This window comes from Streptomyces sp. SGAir0957 (genome assembly GCF_043523415.1).
Genome location: NZ_CP027293.1, coordinates 7,809,471 through 7,832,573, shown reverse-complemented (window position 1 = coordinate 7,832,573; position 23,103 = coordinate 7,809,471). Strand labels below are relative to the sequence as shown.

The window sequence follows — 23,103 nt, the reverse complement described above, 5'->3', positions numbered from 1 at the left end:
CCCTCGACCCCCGAGTGGCATACACCCCGCAAGAAGATCGTTCGCCCTTCCTCTTGCTACGGGAGTGCTGTGTGATGCATATCCGCAGACAACTGCTGTTCGCCGCGGTCACGCCACTGCTCATCGGCGTGACCGCGGCGGCCGCCGGCGCCGACCCCCGGCCGCCCGCGGCCTCGCCCCACCGGATGGCCGACGCCCCGCGCACGGCCACGGTCGTCACCGAACTGAGCGCCCGGGAGACCGCCGCCGGCTCCGGCGCGACGCTGCGGGTCACAGGGCGGCTCGTCGAGGGCGACACCATGCTGTTCCCCCTGGCCCGGCTCGCGGTGTCCGTGGAGGTCAGCGGTGACGCCCGGACCACGCCGCAGAAGTGCAACACCACCACGACCCGCGAGGGCCGGTTCACCTGCACGTTCCATGTCACGCCCGGTCAGATGAGCGCGGCGACCGTCACGTTCGGCGGCAACGCCCTGTTCGCGCCGCAGAAGGCCACCACCACCGTTCCGTCGGCAGCGTCGGCGTCGGCGTCGTCGCGGCCGCCGGCGCCCCCGGCCCCGGCGGCCTCCGCCTCACCCACGCCGACCGCAGGTCACGCCACGCCGACCGCAGGTCACGTCGCGACGACCCCGCAGACCGCCTCGAAGGCACCGGCGAGCGCCACTACGCGCCCGCGCCCACTGCCCGCCGCCACGGCCTTCGGCCACTAGCCCGACCGCAGTCGGACAATGACACCAACGGGTGGCGGCGACCGGCTCGTGCCGGTGCGTCGCCGCCCCCGCCCGTACCGGGCGGGCACGGTCGGGTCATGTCGATCCTGCCTCCGGTACGCCGCCCCGCGCCGCGTCCGACCGTTCTGACCCTCGCCCTCGCCGCCGGGCTCTGCCTGGCCGCGCCGGGGGTCGCCGCCGCGGCGGAACCTCCCTCCCCGAACGACACCAGGATGCCCACGGCCGAGGCGCCGTTCAGCCCCGGCGGCCCCGCGTTCGACCAGGAGACGGTCGACTTCAGCGGCGGCCGCGTCGTCTACACCACCACCGCGTCCGGCTTCGACGACTCGGGCACCGCCTACTTCGAGAAGACGGTCATGACGGTCGGCGGCCCCGCCGGGCCGAGCTGGACGACGATCCGCACCCACTCCTGACGGCTGATCAGAGAGCCCAGGACCGCCGTGTGCCCCCACACAGCCGTGTGCCCCGAAGTCTGCAGACTTCGGGGCACACGGGCCGGCCCGGCTCAGCGGCCGGACCGCACCGGGGGTCGCGTCAGGAGTGCGAGCCCACCGTGTTGCCGGAAGCACCCGAGGGGCCGGCCACCTTGTTCGTGGTCACGAAGTAGGCCTTGCCGTCGGGGCCGAAGCCGCTGAACGTGGCGGAGGTGCGGCCACCGTTCACGCCCGCGGAGTTCGACGCCTTCCCGTAACCCGGACCGTCGTGGCCCGGACCGTCGTGGGCCGACGCCAGGCCGGCGCTGCCGATGACGAGGGGGGTGACGAGGGCGCCGACAGCGACGTACTTGGCAATCTTGCGCATCTGATGCGGTCCTTTCAGAGTTCGCCGGCCCAAGGCGAGCCCCCGGCATCATTGCCGGGGCCTGGCGGAACGGGCCACCTTCCGCCGCGTTCGACGTTGCCGCGTCCGCGCACGCCCCGCATCCGCAGTCCTCACTGTCCGTGAGAGCCGAGGACGCGCATCCTCACCCCGTGCAACCCGTCTGACCTGGCCGTATATCGGAATTCACGATGTTCGCGCGCCCGGCGGGATTCCCCCGTACGGCGGCGCCCACCCATGAACGGGGCCCGGCGGCATCCCTTTGCGCGGCCCCGGCTGCGCGCTCCCGGCGGGCGTCACAGACTCGAACCGGCCGGGCCGCACGGCCCGCTGACCCGTCCCCAGCTGCCGGAGGATCCATGTCCCGCACCCGCAGAGGCCTCGCGCAGACCGCGACCGTCCTCGCCCTGACCACGGCCGCCGCCGCGTTCACCGCCTCGTCCGCCACGGCCGCCGACCGGATCGACATCGTCTCGGCGACCGCGAAGAACGACCGCGTCGCGGTCACCGTCCGCTACCGGTGCGACCCCCTCATGGGCGCCGACACACTGCACGTCGCCCTCGCCGACACCACGAGGGGCGGCATCTACGCCGCCTCCACCACGCCCTCCTGCGACGGCAAGCAGCACCGGGCGACCGTCCACACGACCCGCGACGCCGGTCCCGCGACCGCGCCCCGCACCGAGGCCGTCATCACCGCCTCCCTCGGCATGAGCCCCGACCCGCAGTTGTTCCCGACCGCCTCGGACGAGGTCCGCATGGCTCTGCACGGGCGCGACTGAGACCGCGCGCAGCCCCGGTACGCGCCCTGACCCGGCGGGTACCGGGGCTCAGGGCTCTTCCGGGCCGTCCTCGTCGAGGATGAACCAGACGGTCTTGCCCTCCGGTTCGGGGCGCACGTTCCACTGGTGCGCGAGCAGGTCGAGCAGGACGAGGCCGCGCCCGGAGGAGGAGAGCTCGCCGGGGGCGCGCCGGTGCGGGACGTCGTCGCTGCGGTCGGTGACCTCCACGCGCAGCCGCCGCCGGCCCGGGGTGCCGCTGATGTCGGCGCTCAGGACCGCGGCGTGCTCGGTGTGGACCAGGACGTTGCCGAGCAGTTCGGAGGCGAGCAGCACGGCGGTGTCGATCTGTTCGGGGCGCGCCCAGTCGTGGAGCAGGCCCTGGAACTCGATCCGTGCCTCGCTGAGCGCCTCCGCCTGGTCCTGTTCGAGGGTGAGGCGCAGCCTTCGCACGGGCGGGCCCGAGTGCGGCGCGGAGGGGTCGCGGCGCAGCAGGAGCAGCGCGATGTCGTCCTCGGTGACGGAGGCGGGCTGTTCGGAGGAGCGCGGGTCGCCGGGCGCGACGACGGCGTTGAGCAGCCGGTCCGCCATGGCGTCGAGGTCGTCGGGGGTGCCGGGCGAGAGGGCGCTGCGCACCCGGAGCCAGCCGGAGTACATGTCGTGGCCGCCTGCCTCGATCAGGCCGTCGGTGCACAGCATGAGGACCTCGTTCTCGCGCAGGCTGAGAACGTTGACCGGGTAGTTGTCCTCGGTCAGGTCCAGGCCGAGGGGCAGTCCGCCGCTGACGTGCTTGAGCAGGCAGGTGCCGTCGGGGAGGCGCAGGACGGGGTGCGGGTGGCCGGCGCGGGCGATGCGCACGGTGCCGGTGGCGGGGTCGGCCTCCATGTAGATGCAGGTCGCGAAGCGGTCCTCGTCGAGCGCGGCGAGGAAGTGGGAGGCACGGGTCAGGACGGCGTCGGGGCCGTGGCCCTCGATGGCGTAGGCGTGGATGGCGGTGCGCAGCTGCGACATGAGCCCGGCGGCGTGCATGTCGTGGCCCTGGACGTCGCCGATGACGAGGCCGAGGCGGCCGCCGGGCAGGGAGAGGCAGTCGAACCAGTCGCCGCCGACCATGAGCCCGCCGCCGGTCGGCAGGTAGCGGGCGGCGGTGGTGAGTCCCTCGATGTCGGCGGCGGCCCCGGACATGCTGCTGCGCAGGCTCTGGGAGAGCGCGCGGTCGGCCTCGCCGCTGTAGGTGTGTTCGACGCTCTGGCTGAGCAGCCGGGCGAGGGCGACGAGGGCGGCGCGCACGCCGTCGGTCATCTGCACCGGGGCGTCGTACGCGGTCATCCAGACGCCGGTGACCTGCCCGTAGGTGGTCAGCGGCAGGAACGCCCACGCCTTGTGGCCCTCCCGGTCGGAGAGTTCGAAGGTGGCGGGCGAGCGGCGGCGGTACTCCTCGGGGGAGGCGAGGAAGACGGGGCGGCCGGTCTTCGCGACCTGCGCCCCGGGGTAGTCGCTGTCCAGCGGCACCCGGAAGACGGGGTCCTCGCAGCCGGGGAAGCCCAAGTGGCCGACGCAGTGCAGGACTTCGCGGTCCGCCCGGAAGACCGCCTGGCCGCACAGGGGCAGGACGGGGTCGTGCAGCCGGGAGATCACGGCGAGGGCGTCGCCGAGGGACTCCGTGCGCGCCAGCGCGTGCCCGGTGACGAGCAGGTCGGCGGCGCGGTGCTGGACGCGCTCGCCGGGATCGCCGGGCCCGTCGGAGGCCGGGCCCTCCATCCGGTTCAACGCCTCGACCTGGCGCACCTCGGCGGCGTACTCCGCGGAACGGCCGTGCTCGCGCCCACCACCCACCTGTGCCACTCCCGTCTGCTCTCACCGGCCCGTGCCTCGTGCGGCGCCTCCGGCCCGTTTCACCCCATGTTCCGCCGGTTCGCCGGGATGCGCCCGCTCGCCGCGGCGCGGGCGGGCCGGCAACCCCGGAAGTGGTGCATTCGGGGGAACCACGCGCGCGCGGGAGCGCGCGTCCCGGGCCCGGCGGCGAGCCTGGGCTAGTCGTGGTCGTATCCCCCGCTGCGCGTATCCCTCGCCGGCACCGACGAAGAGAGCCACACCTGATGACGTCCTTGGAGAGCGCGGAGGCCGCGCCCGACGCACCCAACTCGGAGAGTGCCCACGCGCGGCGCCCCGGCGCGGTCGTGGTGAAGTGGCTCACCACCACCGATCACAAGACGATCGGGACGATGTATCTGACGACGTCGTTCGCGTTCTTCCTGATCGGCGGCGTCATGGCGCTCTTCATGCGCGCGGAGCTGGCCAGGCCGGGGAACCAGATCCTGTCGAACGAGCAGTTCAACCAGGCGTTCACCATGCACGGCACCGTCATGCTGCTGATGTTCGCCACGCCGCTGTTCGTCGGTTTCGCCAACTGGATCATGCCGTTGCAGATCGGCGCGCCCGACGTGGCGTTCCCGCGCCTGAACATGTTCGCCTACTGGATGTACCTGTTCGGCTCGCTGATCGCGATGGGCAGCTTCCTCACGCCGCAGGGCGCGGCCGACTTCGGCTGGTTCGCCTACAGCCCGCTGTCGGACGCCGTGCACTCCCCCGGCATCGGCGGCGACATGTGGGTCATGGGCCTCGCCTTCCAGGGCTTCGGCACGATCCTCGGCTCGGTCAACTTCATCACCACCATCATCTGCATGCGCGCCCCGGGCATGACCGTGTTCCGTATGCCGATCTTCACCTGGAACGTGCTGCTCACCGGCGTCCTCGTGCTGCTGGCCTTCCCGGTGCTCGCCGCGGCGCTGCTCGCCCTGGAGGCGGACCGCAAGTTCGGGGCGCACGTCTTCGACGCGGCGAACGGCGGCCCGCTGCTGTGGCAGCACCTGTTCTGGTTCTTCGGCCATCCAGAGGTGTACATCATCGCGTTGCCGTTCTTCGGCATCGTCTCCGAGGTCATCCCGGTCTTCTCCCGCAAGCCGATCTTCGGCTACTCCGGTCTGGTCGGCGCGACCATCGCCATCGCCGGTCTGTCGGCGACCGTGTGGGCGCACCACATGTACGTCACCGGCGGCGTGATGCTCCCGTTCTTCTCCTTCATGACGTTCCTGATCGCGGTGCCGACCGGGGTGAAGTTCTTCAACTGGATCGGCACGATGTGGAAGGGCTCGCTGTCGTTCGAGACCCCGATGCTGTGGTCGGTGGGCTTCCTGGTGACCTTCCTCTTCGGCGGTCTGACCGGCGTCATCCTGGCGGCGCCGCCGCTGGACTTCCACGTGTCGGACTCGTACTTCGTGGTGGCTCACTTCCACTACGTCGTCTTCGGCACGGTCGTCTTCGCGATGTTCGCCGGGTTCCACTTCTGGTGGCCGAAGTTCACCGGCAAGATGCTCGACGAGCGGCTCGGGAAGATCACGTTCTGGACGCTGTTCGTCGGCTTCCACGGCACGTTCCTCGTCCAGCACTGGCTGGGTGTGGAGGGGATGCCGCGCCGCTACGCGGACTACCTGGCGGCCGACGGCTTCACCGCGCTCAACACCGTCTCGACCATCTCGTCGTTCCTGCTCGGCCTCTCGCTCCTGCCGTTCCTCTACAACGTCTGGAAGACCGCCAAGTACGGCAAGCCGGTCCTGGTGGACGACCCGTGGGGGTACGGCCGCTCCCTGGAGTGGGCGACGTCCTGCCCGCCGCCGCGCCACAACTTCTGCACCCTGCCGCGGGTCCGCTCCGAGTCCCCCGCCTTCGACCTGCACCACCCGGGCGTCGCGGCCCTGGACTCGACCCAGAACCGGCACCGCAACGAGACCCACTCCGAATGAGCGCCGACCGCGACGTCGAGTCGGGCCTGCAGCAGATGGAGGGGTTTCTGCTGTGGTCGTCGAAGGTGGCGGAGACCCGGGCGCAGGCCGAGGACTTCACCCGGCGGCTGCCCTGGCTCACCACCGCGCAGCGCGAGGAGGTGGAGCGGGTCTTCACCGAGGAGCGCCTCGCGTTCCACAAGGCGGCGCTCGCGCAGATCGCGGCCCGCGCGCATGAGCTGCGCGGCGAGTACGACGAGCGCTACGCCGGGCTGAAGGCGCGCTGTCTGGGATGGTGCCTGGGCGGTGTCGGCACGGCCGCCGGCCTGTGGGCGTACGTGTCGTTGTCCTACGTCGCCGAGAAGTGAACCGCTGAGAAGCGGACCGGGGCCGTACACCTGCCGGAAGTTGCGCGGCGGGTGTACGGCCCCGGTCCGTGGCATACGGCGGAGTACGGCGGTGTACGGCGGTGTACGGCGTCTCAGGGCGCGGGGGTGGCCTCGCCCGCGGACTCTTCGGCCGGGGTCTTCGCGAGGGACGAGCTGATCACCTCGGAGCGGCGGGTGCCCCGGTCCATGACGCCGCCGGTGAAGGCGAGGCCGAGGCCCGCCACGGCGAGCACCGCGCCGACGAGGTTGGGCGAGGCCCAGCCCCAGCCCGCCGAGATGGCGAGACCGCCGAGCCAGGCGCCGCCCGCGTTGGCGAGGTTGAAGGCGGAGTGGTTGGAGGCCGCCGCCATGGTCGGCGCCTTCTCCGCCTTGGCCATGAGCAGCATCTGCACGGGCGTGGTGATGAGGGAGCCCATCGCGCCGATGACGGTGATCGTGACGAGCGCGGGGATCGTGCTGTGGACGGTGAAGTAGAACGTCACGAGGGCCACCGCGAGCAGCGCGAGACCGCCGTAGAGCGTCGGGCGCAGGGCGCGGTCGGTGAGCGGGCCCGCGAGCAGGGTGCCGAGCGTCATGCCGACGCCGTAGAGCGCGAGGACCAGCGTCGTCGAGGTGTCGGAGATGCCGGTGACGTGCGTCAGCATCGGCACCAGATAGCTGTAGACGGCGAAGAACCCGCCGAATCCGACGACGGCGGTCGCGAGGCCGATCACGACCTGCTTGTTGCCCATGGCGCGCAGCTCGTGCCGGATGCCGGACTGCTGTCCGCGCGGCTGGTGCGGGACGAACAGCGCGAGGGCGATCAGGGCGAGGACGCCGATGACGGCGACGGCCCAGTAGGCGGCGCGCCAGCCCAGGTGCTGGCCGAGCGCCGTGCCCGCCGGCACACCGACGATGTTGGCGACGGTGAGCCCCAGGAACATCTTCGACACGGCGCGCGCGGCCCGCTCGGGCGCGACGAGCCGGGAGGCGACGACGGCGCCGACGCCGAACAGGGCGCCGTGCGGCAGACCGGCCAGGAAGCGGGCGGCGAACAGGGTTCCGAAGCTGGGGGCGAGCGCGGACGCGACATTGCCGACGACGAACAGGCCGGACAGGAGCAGCAGCAGCCGCTTGTGCGGGATGCGCGCGCCGATGCCGGTCAGGACGGGTGCGCCGACGACGACACCGAGGGCGTAGGCCGAGACGAGGTTGCCGGCGTGCGGCACGGAGACGTCCACCCCGTCGGCGATCTGGGGCAGCAGCCCCATGGTGGCGAACTCGGTCGTGCCGATGCCGAACGCGACAACAGCCAGGGCCAGCAGGGCCAGCGGCATGGTGCAGGAGACCTTTCGAAGTACAGCGGTCCACGGACAGGGGGTCCCGAGCCCCATTGCCCGGCGCGACCGCGCGGAGAGACGCCCCGCGCGGTCCAAGCCCACCAGCATGGCAGCAGTGTGGGGGGACGTGCACATTCCAAGATCGATGCATCGGCCTGCGTGAGCTACGTCACCTGGGGTGGCGCCGCTGCCTCTCAGGCGTCCCGCGCGCGCGTGCGGGCGTCCTCCACGACGCCCTTGTCGAGCGCGGCCCGGACGAGCGCGGCGGCGACCTCCGCGCGCGGGGTGCCGTCGCCCGCGAGGCGGAGCAGCGCGTCGGGATCCTTCGGCAGGCCGAGCCGTTCGGCGCCTTGCAGCGTCTTGGCGTCCAGGAAGGGCGCGTACTCCGGCCAGACGTCCTGGACCTCGCGCAGGAAGATGTCGGCGCCGGTCGGTCCGATGCCGGGGATCCCGCACAGCTCGGCGCGCAGGGCGTCGGCGTCGCCGTCGGCCCGCTCGCGCACCGTGCGCAGGTCACCGCCCCATGCGTCGAGGACGAGGCGGGCGCCGTCGCCGAGTTGCGTGGCGGTGCGCTCGTCGTAGCGGCGGTAGTGGCCCTTGCCCAGGGCGTCGACGCGCTGCTGCCAGGTGGCGTCGAGCATGCGGCGCGGGTCGCGCAGCCCGTCGTCGTAGAGGGCCCGCGCGGCGGCCACCGCCACGGAGGCCCGGATGCGGGCGCTGAGCAGGAGTGCGAGAACGAGCGTCCGGTACAGGGGCTGCGGGGTGTTCTTCAGGGTGATGCCCGCCTCGGCGGCGTAGGTCTGCCCGTGGCCGCGCAGCAGCTCCCGCATCAGCGCCTTCTGGCCGGCCTTGGACTCGGTCTTCTTCTCGCTCATGTCTTCGGGTGCTCCCTGACGACGTCGGCCGGGTCCTTGTCGTCCCGCAGACCCTGGTAGCGGGGGTGGCGCAGCAGGCCGTCGCGGGTCCACTCCGAGAAGTCGATCTGCGCGACGAGTTCGGGGCGGACCCAGTGCGCGCCGCGCTGCGCGATCCGGCCCGCGAACGGCGACGCGTCCTCCTCGATGGCGTCGAGGCGCCGTCGCAGGTCGAGCAGGGTCTTGCGGTCGAACCCGGTGCCGACCTTGCCCGCGTACCGCAGCGTGCCGCCGTCGTAGTGGCCGATGAGGAGGGCGCCGAGGCCCTCGCGGCTGCCCGCGGGGTCGGTGAAGCCGCCGATGACGAACTCCTGGCCGAAGCTGCACTTCAGCTTGAGCCAGTCGTCCGAGCGGCGGGTCTGGTAGGTGCTGTCGGCCCGCTTGGCGATGAGCCCCTCCCAGCCGCGCCCGCAGGCGTCGGCGAGGAGGTCGGGGCCGCCCTCGTTGCGGTGGGTGGTGTAGCGCAGCGGCGCCCGGAACGTCAGCGCGCGGCGCAGCAGGGACTTGCGGGTGCGCAGCGGAAGGCGCCGTACGTCGACGCCGTCGAGGCGCAGCAGGTCGAAGACGTAGTAGGTGACGGCGACGGTGCTCCGTTCGACGTCGGCGCGGCGGGTGAGGCCCATGCGCTGCTGGAGCCGGGAGAAGTCGGTGCGCCCGTGCGCGTACGCGACGATCTCGCCGTCGAGGGTGAAGTCGGCGCGGTCCTGCGCGGCGAGCGCCTCGACGATCTCGGGGTACGTGGCGTCGATCCTGCGCCCCGAGCGGGACCGGAGCGTCACCTCGCCCCGCTCCCGCACGGCGAGGACCCGGATGCCGTCCAGCTTCCGCTCGAAGACCCAGCCGGTGGGGAAGTCGCGGCGGTCGCTGAGCGTGGCGAGCATCGGGCTCGCGGCGAGTTCGACACCGGGCGCGGCCGGGCGCGTACGGCCGTGGAGGCCGGGCGGCAGCGTGTCGAGGAGGCCGGTCATGCCGTGTCCCCGTGGTGTGCCTTCGCGCGGTCGGACTCCCAGGTCGGCGCGTCGGGGGCGTCGGCGACCTGGCGGAGAGTGCGGCCCGAGCGGGCCGAGCGGGCGCGGCGCGGGTCGGGGGTGCCGGTGCCCGAGCCCTCCCCCGACGTGGAGCCCTTGCGCACGAGCAGCCAGGTCGGCTTCTTCGCCGAGCCGCCCTCCCGCTCCTCGCGGCCGTGGAAGCGGGTGAGCGCGTACTGTCCGCGCAGCTTCTCGCCGTGCAGCTCGAAGGTGGCGTGCCCGTTCTCCAGGGACCGGGCGAAGTCCACCGGGCGGTGGCGCTTGTCGTGGCTCATCGGACGGTACGTGCCCTGATCCCAGACGATCACCGTGCCGCCGCCGTACTCGCCCCGCGGGATCGTCCCCTCGAAGGTGCGGTACTCCATCGGGTGGTCCTCGGTGGGGATGGCGAGCCGCTTGTCGTGCGGGTCGGTCGACGGGCCCTTCGGGACCGACCAGGACTTGAGCACGCCGTCGACCTCCAGGCGGAAGTCGAAGTGCATCGTGCTGGCGTCGTGGATCTGCACCACGAAGACGGGCTCGTCGGAGCCGGGGCCGGAGCTCGGATCGGGGCCGGAGTCCGGGTCGGACGGCGCGGCTCGCCGGCCGTGCTCGCCGCTCGGCTCGCTCGTCCGGTCGAAGTGCCGCTTCCCGCGATAGGTCCGCAGTCCGTCCTTGTCGCTCACGACGGCTCCTCTCTCTGGTGGGTCAGGCGGCCTGCCCGTGCCGGGAGGGCCGGGCCGCGTGCTCGCGGACGGTGGCGCAGCTGCGGCTGATGAGGCGGGAGACGTGCATCTGGGAGATGCCGACCACCTCGGCGATCCGGGCCTGCGTCATGTCCTCGAAGAAGCGGAGGTACAAGATGGTGCGTTCGCGCTCGGGCAGGTCGCGCAGGCCCTCCTTGGCGGCCTCCCGGTCGGCGATCAGGTCATAGCCCGCGTCGGACTCGCCGAGGGTGTCGGCCAGGCTGAACCCGTCGTCCGCCGCGCCCGTCTCCGCGTCCAGGGACAGGGCGCTGTAGCTCTCCAGGGCTTCGAGCCCGTCCCGTACGTCGCCGCAGCTCAGGTCCGTGTGCCCGGCGATCTCCTCGACGCTCGGCTCGCCGTCGCGGCCGGGGGCCTCCAGGAGTTCACGGCGTGCGACACGGACCTTGTTGCGCAGGTCCTGCACGCGGCGGGGCACCCGTACGTCCCAAGTGTGGTCGCGGAAGTGGCGGCGCAGTTCGCCGGTGATCGTGGGGACGGCGTACGCCTCGAACGCGCCGCGTCCGGCGTCGTAGCGCTCGACGGCCTTGACCAGACCCATCGCGGCGACCTGTTGGAGGTCCTGTATGTTCTCGCCCTTGTTGCGGAACCGCCGGGCGAGACGGTTCGCCATCGGCAGCCAGGCCTCGACCAGTTCCTCGAACAGGACGTCGTGTTCACGGCCCGCCGGGCTGTCGGCCATCAGGGCGAAAGTGTGCTCGGTGTCGGGCGCATCGTCGTGCGAATGCTGAGTGGCCATGGAGAACTCGCTCCTCAACGCTGTGAAACGAAAGAACGCGAGAAGCAGAGACCAGACTGCATCCGGGTACGAAGCTCCCCGCGGACGCGCCTGTGGTCTCAAGCACTCACACCGCCTGCCCGTCGTCCCCTGGGACAAACAGCGGACACTGATCACGCTACGCGCGGCGGGTGCGGGTCGCACGCGGAGAGGTCCGGGCGTCCCTGCGGCCCGGCCGGATGCCCGGCCCCGGCCTAGACTGGCGTTCTCGGGGCCGACCAGGGAGGTTCGTCATGCCCCGCCCCGTGTGGACCGGCGCCATCTCGTTCGGGCTCGTCACCATCCCGATCCGGGTGATGACCGCCACCGAGGACCACAGCATCCGGTTCCACCAGTACCACCTGGAGGACATGGGGCGGGTCCGCAGCCGCAAGGTGTGCGAACTGGAGGACCGCGAGGTCACCCAGGACGAGATCGGCAAGGGGTACGAGATCGCTCCCGGGCAGGTCGTAGCCGTCTCGGACGAGGAGCTGCGCGAGATCCCGCTGCCCACCGCGAAGGCGATCGAGATCGTGGCCTTCGTGCCCTACGAGACGATCGACCCGATCCAGATCGGCGAGGGGTACTACCTGGAGGCCGGCGGGCAGGCCGCCACGAAGCCGTACGTGCTGCTGCGCAAGGCGCTCGAGCGCAACGCGAAAGCGGCGATCGCCAAGTTCGCGTGGCACGGGCGGGAGCGGCTCGGACTGCTCCGGGCCAAGGAGTCCGTCATCGCGCTGCACGCCCTCAAGTGGCCGGACGAGGTCCGCTCCCCCGGGGAACTGGCCCCGGCCCCGGTCGACATCACCGGCGACGAGGTCGACGAGGCGCTGCTCCTCATCGACTCCATGACCCGGGACGAGCCGCTGGAGGAGGCCGAGTGGGCCGCCGACCGCTACACGGCCGCCCTGGAGGAGGTCATCCACGCCAAGGCCGACGGCAGGCAGCCGCCCGCCGCGGCGCCCGAGGAACCCGCGTCCGGTCGCGTCCTCGACCTCATGGCGGCTCTGGAGCAGTCGGTGCAGCAGGCGCGGAGCTCGCGTGGCTCCGGCGACGACGCGCACGCGACGGTGCACGAGATGCCGAAGAAGAAGGCCGCCGCCAAGAAGACGACGAAGAAGACCGCGGCGGCGAAGAAGACGGCCAAGCAGCCGGCGAAGAAGACGACCCCGCCGAAGCGGACGCGCCGCTCGGCGTGACCGGAGCGCGTGGGCGGCCCCGGACGACGGCGGTGCCGACGCGCCACTCCACACACACCACCCCGCCCGATTCGACACGCACCTCTGTCGCACGCATGTGTGCCCGGATGCCGGACACCCGGAATCCGACATCTCGGAGCAGAGCGAGCGACCACCATGACCAGGAAGGGATCCACCGTGTCGAAGAAGGTCTCCGACCACATCCTCGAGCGCCTGCGCGACTGGGAGGTCGAGCATGTCTTCGCCTACGCGGGCGACGGCATCAACGGCCTTCTCGCGGCGTGGGGCCGTGCCGACAACAAGCCCGAGTTCATCCAGGCCCGCCACGAGGAGATGGCCGCGTTCGAGGCGGTCGGCTACGCGAAGTTCAGTGGCAAGGCGGGCGTCTGCGCCGCGACGTCCGGGCCCGGCGCGATCCACCTCCTCAACGGCCTGTACGACGCCAAACTGGACCACGTACCGGTCGTCGCCATCGTCGGGCAGACCAACCGCAGCGCCATGGGCGGCTCCTACCAGCAGGAGGTCGACCTGCTGAGCCTCTTCAAGGACGTGGCCTCCGACTTCTGCGAGATGGTGACCGTCCCCGAGCAGTTGCCCGCCGTCATCGACCGCGCCTTCCGGACCGCCTACGCGCGCCGCACCGTCACGGCGATCATCGTCCCGGCCGACGTGCAGGAGCTGGACTACTCGCCGCCGACGCACGCCTTCAAGATGGTGCCGTCCAGCCTCGGCATGTCGTCGTACGCGCCCGTCCCCGACGACGAGGACCTGCTGAAGGCGGCGGAGATCCTGAACGCGGGCGAGAAGGTCGCCGTCCTCGTCGGCCAGGGCGCGCGCGGCGCCCGCGCCGAGGTCGAGCAGGTCGCGGACCTCCTCGGCGCCGGTGTCGCGAAGGCGCTGCTCGGCAAGGACGCGCTGCCGGACACCCTGCCCTACGTCACCGGTTCCATCGGACTGCTCGGCACCCGGCCCTCGTACGAGCTGATGCAGGAGTGCGACACCCTGCTGGTGATCGGCTCCAGCTTCCCGTACAGCCAGTTCCTGCCGGAGTACGGGCAGGCGCGGGCGGTGCAGATCGACATCGATCCGCACATGATCGGGCTGCGCTACCCCTTCGAGCTGAACCTGGTCGGTGACGCGCAGAAGACGCTGTCCCGGCTCCTGCCCCATCTGCGCAAGAAGTCCCACGGCAAGTGGCGCAAGAAGATCGAGAAGGATGTCGCGCGCTGGTGGGAGGTGATGGAGCGGCGCGCCGCCGTGGAGGCCGACCCGATCAACCCCGAGCACGTCGTGCACACCCTGGACGACCTGCTGCCGGACGACGCGATCCTCGCCGCGGACTCCGGCTCCGCCGCCAACTGGTACGCGCGCCACCTGCGCTTTCGCGGGTCGATGCGGGGCTCCCTGTCGGGCACGCTCGCCACGATGGGGCCGGGTGTCCCGTACGTCATCGGCGCGAAGTTCGCGCATCCCGACCGGCCGGCGATCGCGCTCGTCGGTGACGGCGCGATGCAGATGAACGGCATGGCCGAGCTGATCACGGCCGCGAAGTACTGGAAGGAATGGTCGAACCCGCAGCTCGTCGTCGCCGTCCTGAACAACCTGGACCTCAACCAGGTCACCTGGGAGATGCGGGCGATGTCGGGCGCGCCGCAGTTCCTCGCGTCGCAGGCGCTGCCGGACGTCGCGTACGCGGACTTCGCCCGCTCCATCGGCCTGAACGGCGTACGGGTGGAGAAGCCGGGCGAGGTGGAGGGCGCGTGGCGGCAGGCGCTCGCCTCCGACCGGCCGTTCGTGCTCGACTTCCGCACCGATCCGGCCGTGCCGCCGATCCCGCCGCACGCCACGCTGGACCAGATCGAGGCGGCGGCGACGGCGATCCTCAAGGGTGACCCGGACACCGCCGGCGTGGTGAAGCAGGGGTTCAAGGCGAAGGTGCAGGAGATGTTGCCGGGCGGCAAGCACGACAAGTAGACACCCGGCTGCCGTCACCTTCTGCGCAGGTGGCGGCAGTCGACACGGGTGACGCACGATGTGTGTGCGGGTGCGGTCGTCGGGTACCCAGGGCGGGTCACCAACGTAAGGAGCCGCTCGTGACGCAGCGCCGCCAGAACGTGTTCGTACTCGGTCTCGACGACGCGAACCTGCCCACCCTGCAAGCCGTTCCGCGCGCCGACACCCTGGCCTTCCACCCGCTCCTGACCATCGAGGAGCTGCAGGGTGGCGAGGTCAGCGTCCCCGATCTCATCGACCGCGCGTGCGAGGTGCTCGACGCCTTCGACGGGCCGGTCGACGCGATCGTCGGCTACTGGGACTTCCCGGTCAGCACCTTGGTGCCGATCCTCGGCGAGCGGTACGGCACACGGGCCACGAGCCTGGAATCCATCGTCAAGTGCGAGCACAAGTACTGGAGCCGCCTCGTGCAGGCGGAGGTGGTCTCGGAGCACCCGAACTTCGGCCGCGTCGACCTGAGCGCCGACGACCCGCGGCCGCCGGAGGGTGTCTCCTTCCCGATGTGGATCAAGCCCGCCCTGTCGTACTCCTCCGAGCTCGCCTACGGCGTCAAGGACCTGGACGAGTTCCAGGAGGCCGTCGGGCACGTCCGGGACGGCATCGCCCGGGTCGGCCGCCCCTTCGAGTACATCCTCGACCAGCTGGAACTGCCGCCGGAGATGGCGGGCGTGGGCGGTCAGGTGTGCCTGGCCGAGGAGGCGCTCGAAGGGCTCCAGGTCGCGGTCGAGGGGTACGTCCACGACGGCGAGGTCACCGTCTACGGCGTGCTCGACTCGATCAACTACCCGCACTCCACCAGCTTCCTGCGGCACCAGTACCCCTCCGCGCTGCCCGCCCCCGTGCAGCAGCGGCTTCGGGAGGTCTCCGCGCGCGTCATGCGGCGGATCGGCATGGACGGGGCGACGTTCAGCATCGAGTTCTTCTACGACCCGCACACCGACACGGTGGCGATCCTGGAGATCAACCCGCGCCACTCGCAGTCGTACGCCGAACTCTTCGAGTACGTCGACGGCGTCCCCAACCACCACGCCATGCTGGCGCTCGCCCTCGGCGAGGACCCCGCGCTGCCGCACCGCGAGGGCCCGTACGCGCTGGCCGCCAAGTGGTACTACCGCTGGTTCACCGACGGTGTGGTCCGCAGGACGCCGTCCGACGACGAGATCAGGAGGATCGAGAAGAGCGTCCCCGGCGTCCGGATCGACGTCGTGCCCGAGGAGGCGCAGCACCTGTCCGAGATCGGGCAGCAGGACAGCTACAGCTACGAAGTGGCACACATCTTCACCGGAGGTGACAGTGAGGAGGAGCTGCGTGAGAAGTACGACCGGTGCGTGGCGGCGCTGCGCCTGACGTTCGACACCCCGTCGGACTCCACCCCGACCGACTCCACCCCGTCGTCCTGAGAGAGCCATGCGATACGTCGAGAACCTCCCGCACGCCACGAAGGAAGAGGAGAACGTCAGGATCCCGATGTCGGACGGCATCCACCTGTCGGCCCGGATCTGGCGTCCGGTCTCCTCCGACACGGCCCCGGTCCCCGCCGTCCTGGAGTACATCCCCTACCGCAAGCGGGACCTGAGCTCGGTCCGCGACTCGATCCACCACCCGTACATCGCCGGGCACGGCTACGCGTGCGTCCGCGTAGACCTGCGCGGCACCGGCGACTCCGAGGGCGTCCTCACCGACGAGTACCTGGAGCGCGAGCAGGCCGACGCCGAGGACATCCTCGCCTGGCTGGCCGAGCAGCCCTGGTGCGACGGCGGCACCGGGATGATGGGCATTTCGTGGGGCGCGTTCGCCGCGCTTCAGGTCGCCGCGCGCCGCCCGCCGAGCCTCAAGGCGATCGTCATCTCGTCGTTCACGGACGACCGGTACGCCGACGACATGCACTACATGGGCGGAGCACTGCTCTCCGACAACCTCGGCGAGGCGGGCACGATGTTCGCCTACTCCACCTGCCCGCCCGACCCCGCGACGGTCGGCGACGCCTGGCGGGACATGTGGCGCGAGCGCCTGGAGGCCGTCGAGCCGTGGGTGCTCAACTGGCTGCGCCACCAGCGCCGCGACGCCTACTGGCGGCACGCCTCGGTGTGCGAGGACTACACGGCGGTCCGCACCCCCGTGCTCGCCTCCAGCGGCTGGGCCGACGGCTACTCGAACGCGGTGACGCGCCTGCTGAGCCGCCTCGACGTGCCCCGCAAGGGCCTCGTCGGCCCCTGGTCGCACAAGTACCCGCACCTGGGCGAGCCGGGGCCCGCGATCGGCTACCTCCAGGAGGTCGTGCGCTGGTTCGACCACTGGCTCAAGGGCGCGGACAACGGGGCGACGGACGGCCCGATGCTGCGGGCCTGGATGCAGGAGAGCGTGCCGCCGTCCACGTCCTACGAGGAGCGGCCCGGACGCTGGGTCGGCGAGAACCTGCCCTCGGAGCGCATCGAGGAGACGGCGTACCAGCTGGGCTCGGGGCGGCTCGCGTCCCCGGCCGAGAAGGCGCCGGTCACGAAGCGGACCAGCATCCAATCACCGCTGTCCGTCGGCCAGTTCGCGGGGAAGTGGGCCTCGTACAACGCCCCGCCGGACCTCCCCTACGACCAGCGCGAGGAGGACGGCGGCTCCCTGGTCTACGAGACGGAGCCGCTCACCGAGCGCGTGGAGGTCCTCGGTTCGCCGCGCGTCGAGCTGGAGGTGAGCGCGGACCGGCCGGTCGCGATGGTAGCGGCGCGAATCTCCGACGTGGCGCCCGACGGCCGCGCGACGCGGGTCACCTACGGCATCCTCAACCTGACGCGGCGCGACGGCACGGACGAACCGGTGCCGGTCGAGCCCGGACAGCCGTACCGGGTCGCGTTCGAGCTCAACGGTGTGGCCCAGGCGTTCCCGCCCGGCCACCGGATCCGGCTCTCCCTGTCGACGTCGTACTGGCCGCTCGCCTGGCCGCCGCCGCGCCCGACGTCCCTGACGGTGGACGAGGAGCCGTGCCGTCTGGTCCTTCCGGTGCGGCCCGCGGGGAGCGACGACGATCCCGCGACGGCGCCGGCCCCGTTCGAGGCACCCGAGGGCACCCGGCCGCTCACCACCCGGGCCGTCACCCAGCCCGAGGAGCGCTGGGAGGTCACCCGTGACCTGGTGGACTACGGCTCGACCCTGCGGATCGTGAAGGACCGGGGCATCGTGCACTTCGACGCGATCGACCTGGACGTGGGGCTGCGGGCGGTGGAGAAGTACACCTCCACCGCCGACGACTTCACCTCACCGGCGGGCGAGACCACGTGGACGATGCGGTTCCGGCGGGGCGAGGACTGGGACGTCAAGGTGGTCACCAGCACGACGCTGCGCTGCGACGCGACCTCGTTCCAGGTCGACGCGACGCTGGACGCGTTCGAGTCCGACCGCCGCGTCTTCTCGCGGACCTGGAACGAGACACTCCCCCGGGACGCCCTGTAGGCACCTTTTCCCGCCCGCACACACATGTCTGCCGCTGCCCCTCGGAGGGGCAGCGGCAGACATGTGTGTGCAGGGCTCAGGCCTTGCGCTGCATGCTTTCGCGGGCCGGGTTGGCCTGCTCCGCGGCCTTCGGGTCCTTCTCGTCCGCCTTCGCCCGCACACCTTCCTTGATGCGCTCGCCGAGGGACTTGTCGATGTTGGACCAGTACTGGAAGGCGCGCTCGAGCACCGGCTCGGTCACCCCGTTGAGCAGGTGGCCGACGACGTTGTCGACGAGGCGGTCGCGCGCGGCGTCGTCGAGGACCTCGCGCACCATCGTGCCCGCCTGGCCCCAGTCGTCGTCCTCGGCGTGGTCGACGTAGGCGGCGCGGGTGATGTCGCCGTCCGCGTACCAGCTGGGCGGCGTGCCGTAGCGCTCCGTGTCGGCGGCCGGGCCGCCCTTGGAGTTCGGCGCGTACACCGGGTCCTGGCGCTTGTGGTACGCCATGGCGCCGTCCTTGGAGTACGTGTGCACGGGCACGACCGGCGCGTTGACCGGGAGCTGCTGGTAGTTGCCGCCGATGCGGTGGCGGTGCGCGTCGGCGTAGGAGAACAGCCGCGCGAGCAGCATCCGGTCGGGGCTCGGGCCGATGCCGGGGACGAGGTTGTTCGGCTGGAAGGCCGCCTGCTCGATCTCGGCGTGGTTGTCCGTGGGGTTGCGGTCCAGGGTCATCCGGCCGACCTCGTGCAGCGGGTAGTCCCCGTGCGGCCAGACCTTGGTGAGGTCGAAGGGGTTGAAGCGGTAGGTGGCCGCGTCCTCGTACGGCATGATCTGCACGTACAGCGTCCAGCTGGGGTACTCGCCGTCGCGGATGTGCTCGAAGAGGTCACGGGTGTGGTAGTCCGTGTCCGCCGCGGCCATCTGGTCGGCCTCGTGCTGGGTGAAGCACTCGATGCCCTGGTCGGTCTTGAAGTGGTACTTCACCCAGAACCGCTCGCCCTGGGCGTTGATCCACATGTAGGTGTGCGACGTGTAGCCGTTCATGTGGCGCCAGGTGCGCGGGATGCCGCGGTCACCCATCAGCCAGGTGACCTGGTGCGCGGACTCGGGCGAGAGCGTCCAGAAGTCCCACTGCATGTCGTGGTCGCGCAGGTTGTTGTCGGCACGGCGCTTCTGGGACCGGATGAAGTGCTGGAACTTCATCGGGTCCTTCACGAAGAAGACCGGGGTGTTGTTCCCCACCATGTCGTAGTTGCCCTCGGTGGTGTAGAACTTCACCGCGAAACCGCGCGGGTCGCGCCAGGTGTCCGGGCTCCCGCGCTCGCCGGCGACGGTGGAGAACCTGGCGACCAGCTCCGTACGGGTGCCGGGCTGGAAGAGCGCGGCCTTCGTGTAGGCGCTGACATCCGCGGTGACCTCGAAGTGGCCGAAGGCGCCGCTGCCCTTGGCGTGCGGCTGCCGCTCGGGGATGCGCTCCCGGTTGAACTGCGCCATCTGCTCGATCAGATAGGAGTCCTGGAGGAGGATCGGTCCACCGGGGCCCACCGTGAGCGAGTGTTCGTCGCTCTCGACCGGGGCCCCGGAGTCAGTGGTCGTCGCTTTGCCTGTGACGTCACTCATGGGTTGTGGGTGCCTTTCCATGTGTGCTGTTTCCTACGCGCCATGACTCGTATACCCCGATTCACGGCTTGTGCACCGATATGTATCACCGCATGGCGAAGGTGTCCGGGCTCGCCGCCTTCCAGTCCGCCGCCCAGCTCTCGGGCGGCGCCGCGAGCAGCTCGCCGGGGGCGAGCCACGCGTACAGCTCGGAGTAGGAGCGGAATCCGCCGTGGTCCTCCCTTCGGCGCAGCAGGTGCGGGCCGAGGTCCCTGAGGTCGCTGACGCCCATCGCGGCCATGATCTGCAGCGCGCTCTTCACCGTCGCCTCCTGGAAGCGGGCGACGCGCGCGGACTTGTCCGTGACGTCGAGGGCGCGGGCTCGGCGCGGGTCCTGGGTGGTCACACCGGTCGGGCAGCGGTTGGTGTGACAGCGCTGCGCCTGGATGCAGCCGACGGCGAACATCATGGCCCGCGCGGCATTGGTGTAGTCGGCGCCGAGGGCGAGCCGCTTGACGATGTCGGCGCCCGTCGCCACCTTGCCGCTGGCGCCGATCCGGACGCGGTCCCGCAGCCCCGCCCCGGTCAGGGCCGCGTGCACGGTGAAGAGCCCCTCGGTGAGCGGCATCCCGAGGTGGTCGGCGAACTCCAGGGGGGCCGCGCCCGTGCCGCCCTCGGCGCCGTCCACCACGATGAAGTCGGGGGTGACGCCCTCCGCCCGCATGGCCTTGCAGACCGCGAGGAACTGGGTGCGCGAGCCGGGGCACAGTTTGAACCCGACCGGCTTGCCGTGGGCCAGCTCACGCATCCGCGCGAGGAAGGCGACGAGTTCGCGCGGGGTGGAGAAGACCTGGTGGTACGGGGGTGAGATGACCGTCTCGCCCTGCGGAACCCCGCGCACGGACGCGATCTCGGCGTTGACCTTGCCGCCGGGGAGCACTCCCCCGATCCCCGGCTTGGCGCCCTGGGACAGCTTGAGCGACACACAGCGCACGGACGGGTGCGCGGCCTTCTCGGCGAACTGCTCCGCGTCGAATCCGCCGTCGCGGGTGCGGCAGCCGAAGTAGCCGGTGCCGATCTCCCAGACGAGGTCGCCGCCGGGCCCCAGGTGGTACTCGGAGAGGCCGCCCTCGCCGGTGTCGTGCGCGAACCCGCCGCGGGCCGCGCCCGTGTTCAGCGCCAGGACGGCGTTGGCGGAGAGCGAGCCGAAGCTCATCGCGGAGACGTTGAGCAGGGCCATGTCGTACGGTGCGGCGCAGTCGGGCCCACCGATCCGGACCCGGGGCGGCTCCTTCGCCACGTCGACCGGTGCCATGGACGGGACGAGGAACTCGTAGCCGCGCTCGTGCATGTCGCGCTCGCTGCCGAACGGCTCCTCGGCGTCGACGCCCTTGGCCCGTTCGTAGACGAGGGAGCGGGTGTCACGGTCATAGGGCCTGCCGTCGTAGTTGCGCTCGACGAAGTACTGCTGAAGCTCCGGGCGCAGGGCCTCCATCAGGAACCGCAGGTGGCCGAGGACCGGGTAGTTGCGCAGCACGGAGTGGCGGCGCTGAGCGAGGTCGTACACGCCGGTCAGCGCCACGGCCACGAGCGGTCCCGCCGCCGCCCACCACCACGGGGAGGCGAGCAGGGCGAGCAGCACCCCGCCGGCCGCGCACACCGTCAGCAGACCTACGGTCGCGAAACGCGTCATGTTCCTCGTCTCACCTGTATCTCCAGCGGGGCATACGTGTGAGCGGGCCGGGTCACGTACGGCGACCCGGCCCGCTGACCTGCTTCACACATGTGCGTACGTCAGATCACCGGCCGGCCGCCGGCCGACGTGCCCCCGCCCGGGGTGCGCGGTGTGCCCGGCGTGTCGGAGACACCCGGGGTGCCCGGGGTGCCGGGGGTGCGGGTGACGCCGGTGGTGCCGTAGTACGAGCCGAGCGACTCGTGGTACCCGGCGTCGCCGAGGTGCTTGTCCTTGTCGAACTCGGGCGCGTGCTTGATCTCGTCCTTGGTGCGCGCCACCTGGATCGTCTTCGCCTCGGCGTCGATGCCCGTGATGGTGCCGGCGGGCAGCAGGACCTCCTTGCCGAAGATCCACACGCCGGTGTCGACGACGATGTACTGCGAGCCGACGTCGCCCGAGTGCTTGTCCACCTTGCCGATGTGGCCGTCGGTGGCCTCGACCTTGTAGCCCGTCAGGTCGGCGTTCGGAGTGTGACCAGCACTGGCCGGGTAGTTCCAGATGTTCTCGGTCATAGTGCTTCCCTCCGTCCTTGTGTCGCTGCTGGAGAGGCGGTGCGGGGCCGCACCGTGCGTCCTGTCCGGCGACTCCACCCGACTATCCGGCTCCCCCGCTGCTAAACGGACCGCGTCATTGTTGGCCGTCGCCGAACCATCGCGCGAGCTCCGGGTCGACGCGGGTGACGGTGACCGGGCGGCCGTCGGCGCGCAGGGACTCCGTCGCGGCGACGCCCGCCGCGACGGCCTCGCGGGCCGCGACCGGGCTGGTGTCGGTGGCGCCGCCGCCGCGGACGAAGCGCAGGAACTCGGCGACGAGCATCGGGTCGGAGCCGCCGTGCCCGCCCTCGCCCGGCGAGGGCATGGGGACGACGAGGTCGGCGTCGGCCCGGTAGCCGCTGCGCCGCTTCCAGACCCGTACCTCGGCGGTGTCGCCGTGGTCGCCGAAGTTCTCCAGGCGGCCCTCGGTGCCGATGACGGTGTAGTTGCGCCAGTAGTCGGGCGTGTAGTGGCACTGCTGGTAGCTGGCGTGGACGCCGCCTTCGAGCCGCATGACCATCATCGACAGGTCCTCGACGTCGACGACCGGGTTGAGCCCGGTCAGGGAGAGCGGCGGCCAGTTGTTATCGGGGTCGTACCAGTCCGGCATGGTGGCGCCCGCCGCCTGTCCCGAGCGGTCGGCGATGTCCCCGTAGACGGTGAGGCCGCCGAGGGCGCTGACCCGCTCGGTGTAGGCGCCGGCCAGCCAGTGGATGACGTCGAGGTCGTGGGCGCCCTTCTGCAGGAGCAGGCTCGTGGTGTTGCGGCGGTCGGCGTGCCAGTCCTTGAAGTAGAAGTCGCCGCCGTGGCCGACGAAGTGGCGGCACCAGACCGCCTTGACCTCGCCGATCTCACCGCGCCTGATGAGGTCGCGCATGACGCGGACCACCGGCATGTGGCGCATGTTGTGGCCGACGTACAGCCGGGCCCCGCTCTCGCGCGCGGCTTCGAGTACGCGGTCGCAGCCCTCGGTGGTGATGGCGAGCGGCTTCTCCACGAAGACGGCGACGCCGGCCCGCAGCAGGTCGACGGCGAGCGCCTCGTGGGTGTGGTCGGGGGTGATGACGAAGACGGCGTCGAGGTCCTCGGCGGCGAGCATCTCCTGGTGGCCCGCGTAGGTGTGGACGTCCGCGCCGAACCAGGAGCGGGCCCGGTCGAACATCGCGGGCGCGGTGTCGGCGACGGCCACCACGGCGGAGCCCTCGCCGGGGTGGTGGGCCTCCTGCGCGAGGGTGGCGCGCAGGCCGAGGCCGATGACGCCGAGGCGCAGGTCCCGGGTGTGCGTACCGCCGCCGGACGGTGCGGTGGAGAGGGAGGAGGTGTCGGTCACGCGTGCTCAGCCCTT

19 protein-coding genes and 1 pseudogene are annotated in these 23,103 nt (G+C 71.4%); 9 read left to right on the top strand and 11 right to left on the bottom strand.

The features are described from left to right. Positions 1-74: 74 nt before the first annotated feature. Complete coding sequence (locus C1N81_RS40810) at positions 75-707, top strand: hypothetical protein (protein WP_394436475.1); 633 nt, start codon at positions 75-77, stop codon at positions 705-707. A gap of 98 nt (positions 708-805) precedes the next feature. After that, complete coding sequence (locus C1N81_RS40805; protein ID WP_394436474.1) at positions 806-1,141, top strand: hypothetical protein; 336 nt, start codon at positions 806-808, stop codon at positions 1,139-1,141. 121 nt (positions 1,142-1,262) lie between these two features. Here the strand turns inward: C1N81_RS40805 and C1N81_RS40800 are convergent, their stop codons facing one another. Beyond that, positions 1,263-1,529, bottom strand: a complete 267-nt coding sequence (locus C1N81_RS40800) for a hypothetical protein (RefSeq protein WP_394436473.1) — start codon at positions 1,527-1,529, stop codon at positions 1,263-1,265. 377 nt (positions 1,530-1,906) lie between these two features. Between C1N81_RS40800 and C1N81_RS40795 the strand changes: the two genes are divergently transcribed. Next, on the top strand, positions 1,907-2,329 hold the full coding sequence (locus C1N81_RS40795; RefSeq protein WP_394436472.1) for a hypothetical protein: 423 nt from the start codon (positions 1,907-1,909) through the stop codon (positions 2,327-2,329). A gap of 48 nt (positions 2,330-2,377) precedes the next feature. Here C1N81_RS40795 and C1N81_RS40790 read toward each other — a convergent pair whose 3' ends face one another. Continuing rightward, positions 2,378-4,171, bottom strand: a complete 1,794-nt coding sequence (locus C1N81_RS40790) for an ATP-binding SpoIIE family protein phosphatase (RefSeq protein WP_394436471.1) — start codon at positions 4,169-4,171, stop codon at positions 2,378-2,380. Positions 4,172-4,425: 254 nt separating this feature from the next. On the opposite strand from C1N81_RS40790, the gene ctaD reads away from it, so the two are divergent. Together ctaD and C1N81_RS40780 are read left to right on the top strand one after the other, a co-directional pair. Beyond that, complete coding sequence (gene ctaD / locus C1N81_RS40785) at positions 4,426-6,129, top strand: aa3-type cytochrome oxidase subunit I (RefSeq protein ID WP_394436470.1); 1,704 nt, start codon at positions 4,426-4,428, stop codon at positions 6,127-6,129. Next, positions 6,126-6,476: a hypothetical protein gene (locus tag C1N81_RS40780; protein ID WP_394436469.1), complete on the top strand. Its 351-nt coding sequence runs from the start codon at positions 6,126-6,128 to the stop codon at positions 6,474-6,476. The genes ctaD and C1N81_RS40780 overlap by 4 nt, the downstream gene beginning before the upstream one ends. 113 nt (positions 6,477-6,589) lie before the next feature. Here C1N81_RS40780 and C1N81_RS40775 read toward each other — a convergent pair whose 3' ends face one another. From C1N81_RS40775 to C1N81_RS40755, 5 genes are all read right to left on the bottom strand, one after another. Beyond that, positions 6,590-7,813 (bottom strand): MFS transporter, encoded by a 1,224-nt coding sequence (locus C1N81_RS40775; protein WP_394436468.1) that lies wholly within the window; start codon positions 7,811-7,813, stop codon positions 6,590-6,592. A 197-nt stretch (positions 7,814-8,010) separates the two neighbouring features. Next, positions 8,011-8,691, bottom strand: a complete 681-nt coding sequence (locus C1N81_RS40770; protein ID WP_394436467.1) for an HhH-GDP family DNA glycosylase — start codon at positions 8,689-8,691, stop codon at positions 8,011-8,013. Beyond that, entirely contained in the window at positions 8,688-9,698 is a 1,011-nt protein-coding gene (gene ligD / locus C1N81_RS40765) for a non-homologous end-joining DNA ligase (protein ID WP_394436466.1), read from the bottom strand. The genes C1N81_RS40770 and ligD overlap by 4 nt, the downstream gene beginning before the upstream one ends. Continuing rightward, entirely contained in the window at positions 9,695-10,423 is a 729-nt protein-coding gene (locus C1N81_RS40760) for a DNA polymerase ligase N-terminal domain-containing protein (RefSeq protein ID WP_394436465.1), read from the bottom strand. The genes ligD and C1N81_RS40760 overlap by 4 nt, the downstream gene beginning before the upstream one ends. Positions 10,424-10,445: 22 nt before the next feature. Then, positions 10,446-11,240 (bottom strand): SigB/SigF/SigG family RNA polymerase sigma factor, encoded by a 795-nt coding sequence (locus tag C1N81_RS40755; RefSeq protein ID WP_394436464.1) that lies wholly within the window; start codon positions 11,238-11,240, stop codon positions 10,446-10,448. A 272-nt stretch (positions 11,241-11,512) separates the two neighbouring features. On the opposite strand from C1N81_RS40755, the gene C1N81_RS40750 reads away from it, so the two are divergent. The 4 genes from C1N81_RS40750 to C1N81_RS40735 all read left to right on the top strand — a co-directional run bounded on the left by C1N81_RS40750 (position 11,513) and on the right by C1N81_RS40735 (position 17,911). Continuing rightward, positions 11,513-12,457 carry a non-homologous end joining protein Ku gene (locus C1N81_RS40750; protein WP_394436463.1) on the top strand — a complete coding sequence of 315 codons (945 nt, stop codon included), beginning with the start codon at positions 11,513-11,515 and terminating at the stop codon, positions 12,455-12,457. A 156-nt stretch (positions 12,458-12,613) separates the two neighbouring features. Beyond that, positions 12,614-14,431 (top strand): thiamine pyrophosphate-requiring protein, encoded by a 1,818-nt coding sequence (locus tag C1N81_RS40745; RefSeq protein WP_394436462.1) that lies wholly within the window; start codon positions 12,614-12,616, stop codon positions 14,429-14,431. A gap of 119 nt (positions 14,432-14,550) precedes the next feature. After that, positions 14,551-15,870: an ATP-grasp domain-containing protein gene (locus tag C1N81_RS40740; protein ID WP_394436461.1), complete on the top strand. Its 1,320-nt coding sequence runs from the start codon at positions 14,551-14,553 to the stop codon at positions 15,868-15,870. A gap of 7 nt (positions 15,871-15,877) precedes the next feature. After that, a complete protein-coding gene (locus C1N81_RS40735) occupies positions 15,878-17,911 on the top strand; it encodes a CocE/NonD family hydrolase (RefSeq protein ID WP_394436460.1) in 2,034 nt (677 codons plus the stop codon). A 76-nt stretch (positions 17,912-17,987) separates the two neighbouring features. On the opposite strand, the gene C1N81_RS40730 is transcribed toward C1N81_RS40735, so the two are convergent. From C1N81_RS40730 to C1N81_RS40715, 4 genes and pseudogenes are all read right to left on the bottom strand, one after another. Further along, positions 17,988-19,511 carry a catalase gene (locus C1N81_RS40730; protein WP_394436459.1) on the bottom strand — a complete coding sequence of 508 codons (1,524 nt, stop codon included), beginning with the start codon at positions 19,509-19,511 and terminating at the stop codon, positions 17,988-17,990. A gap of 85 nt (positions 19,512-19,596) precedes the next feature. Beyond that, positions 19,597-21,183, bottom strand: coding sequence for an FMN-binding glutamate synthase family protein (locus tag C1N81_RS40725; protein WP_394436458.1), 1,587 nt, complete (start codon positions 21,181-21,183; stop codon positions 19,597-19,599). Positions 21,184-21,398: 215 nt separating this feature from the next. Then, a pseudogene (locus C1N81_RS40720) lies at positions 21,399-21,737 on the bottom strand (PRC-barrel domain-containing protein); the annotation flags it as partial. A gap of 115 nt (positions 21,738-21,852) precedes the next feature. Further along, positions 21,853-23,088, bottom strand: coding sequence for a Gfo/Idh/MocA family protein (locus C1N81_RS40715; protein ID WP_394436457.1), 1,236 nt, complete (start codon positions 23,086-23,088; stop codon positions 21,853-21,855). Positions 23,089-23,103 lie beyond the last annotated feature (15 nt).

Bases quoted from the DNA above. Each gene is read 5' to 3' on its own strand.
- C1N81_RS40810 (WP_394436475.1), top strand. From the start codon at position 75: ATGCATATCCGCAGACAACTGCTGTTCGCCGCGGTCACGCCACTGCTC.
- C1N81_RS40805 (WP_394436474.1), top strand. From the start codon at position 806: ATGTCGATCCTGCCTCCGGTACGCCGCCCCGCGCCGCGTCCGACCGTT.
- C1N81_RS40800 (WP_394436473.1), bottom strand. From the start codon at position 1,529: ATGCGCAAGATTGCCAAGTACGTCGCTGTCGGCGCCCTCGTCACCCCC.
- C1N81_RS40795 (WP_394436472.1), top strand. From the start codon at position 1,907: ATGTCCCGCACCCGCAGAGGCCTCGCGCAGACCGCGACCGTCCTCGCC.
- ctaD (WP_394436470.1), top strand. From the start codon at position 4,426: ATGACGTCCTTGGAGAGCGCGGAGGCCGCGCCCGACGCACCCAACTCG.
- C1N81_RS40780 (WP_394436469.1), top strand. From the start codon at position 6,126: ATGAGCGCCGACCGCGACGTCGAGTCGGGCCTGCAGCAGATGGAGGGG.
- C1N81_RS40775 (WP_394436468.1), bottom strand. From the start codon at position 7,813: ATGCCGCTGGCCCTGCTGGCCCTGGCTGTTGTCGCGTTCGGCATCGGC.
- C1N81_RS40770 (WP_394436467.1), bottom strand. From the start codon at position 8,691: ATGAGCGAGAAGAAGACCGAGTCCAAGGCCGGCCAGAAGGCGCTGATG.
- ligD (WP_394436466.1), bottom strand. From the start codon at position 9,698: ATGACCGGCCTCCTCGACACGCTGCCGCCCGGCCTCCACGGCCGTACG.
- C1N81_RS40755 (WP_394436464.1), bottom strand. From the start codon at position 11,240: ATGGCCACTCAGCATTCGCACGACGATGCGCCCGACACCGAGCACACT.
- C1N81_RS40750 (WP_394436463.1), top strand. From the start codon at position 11,513: ATGCCCCGCCCCGTGTGGACCGGCGCCATCTCGTTCGGGCTCGTCACC.
- C1N81_RS40745 (WP_394436462.1), top strand. From the start codon at position 12,614: ATGACCAGGAAGGGATCCACCGTGTCGAAGAAGGTCTCCGACCACATC.
- C1N81_RS40735 (WP_394436460.1), top strand. From the start codon at position 15,878: ATGCGATACGTCGAGAACCTCCCGCACGCCACGAAGGAAGAGGAGAAC.
- C1N81_RS40730 (WP_394436459.1), bottom strand. From the start codon at position 19,511: ATGAGTGACGTCACAGGCAAAGCGACGACCACTGACTCCGGGGCCCCG.
- C1N81_RS40725 (WP_394436458.1), bottom strand. From the start codon at position 21,183: ATGACGCGTTTCGCGACCGTAGGTCTGCTGACGGTGTGCGCGGCCGGC.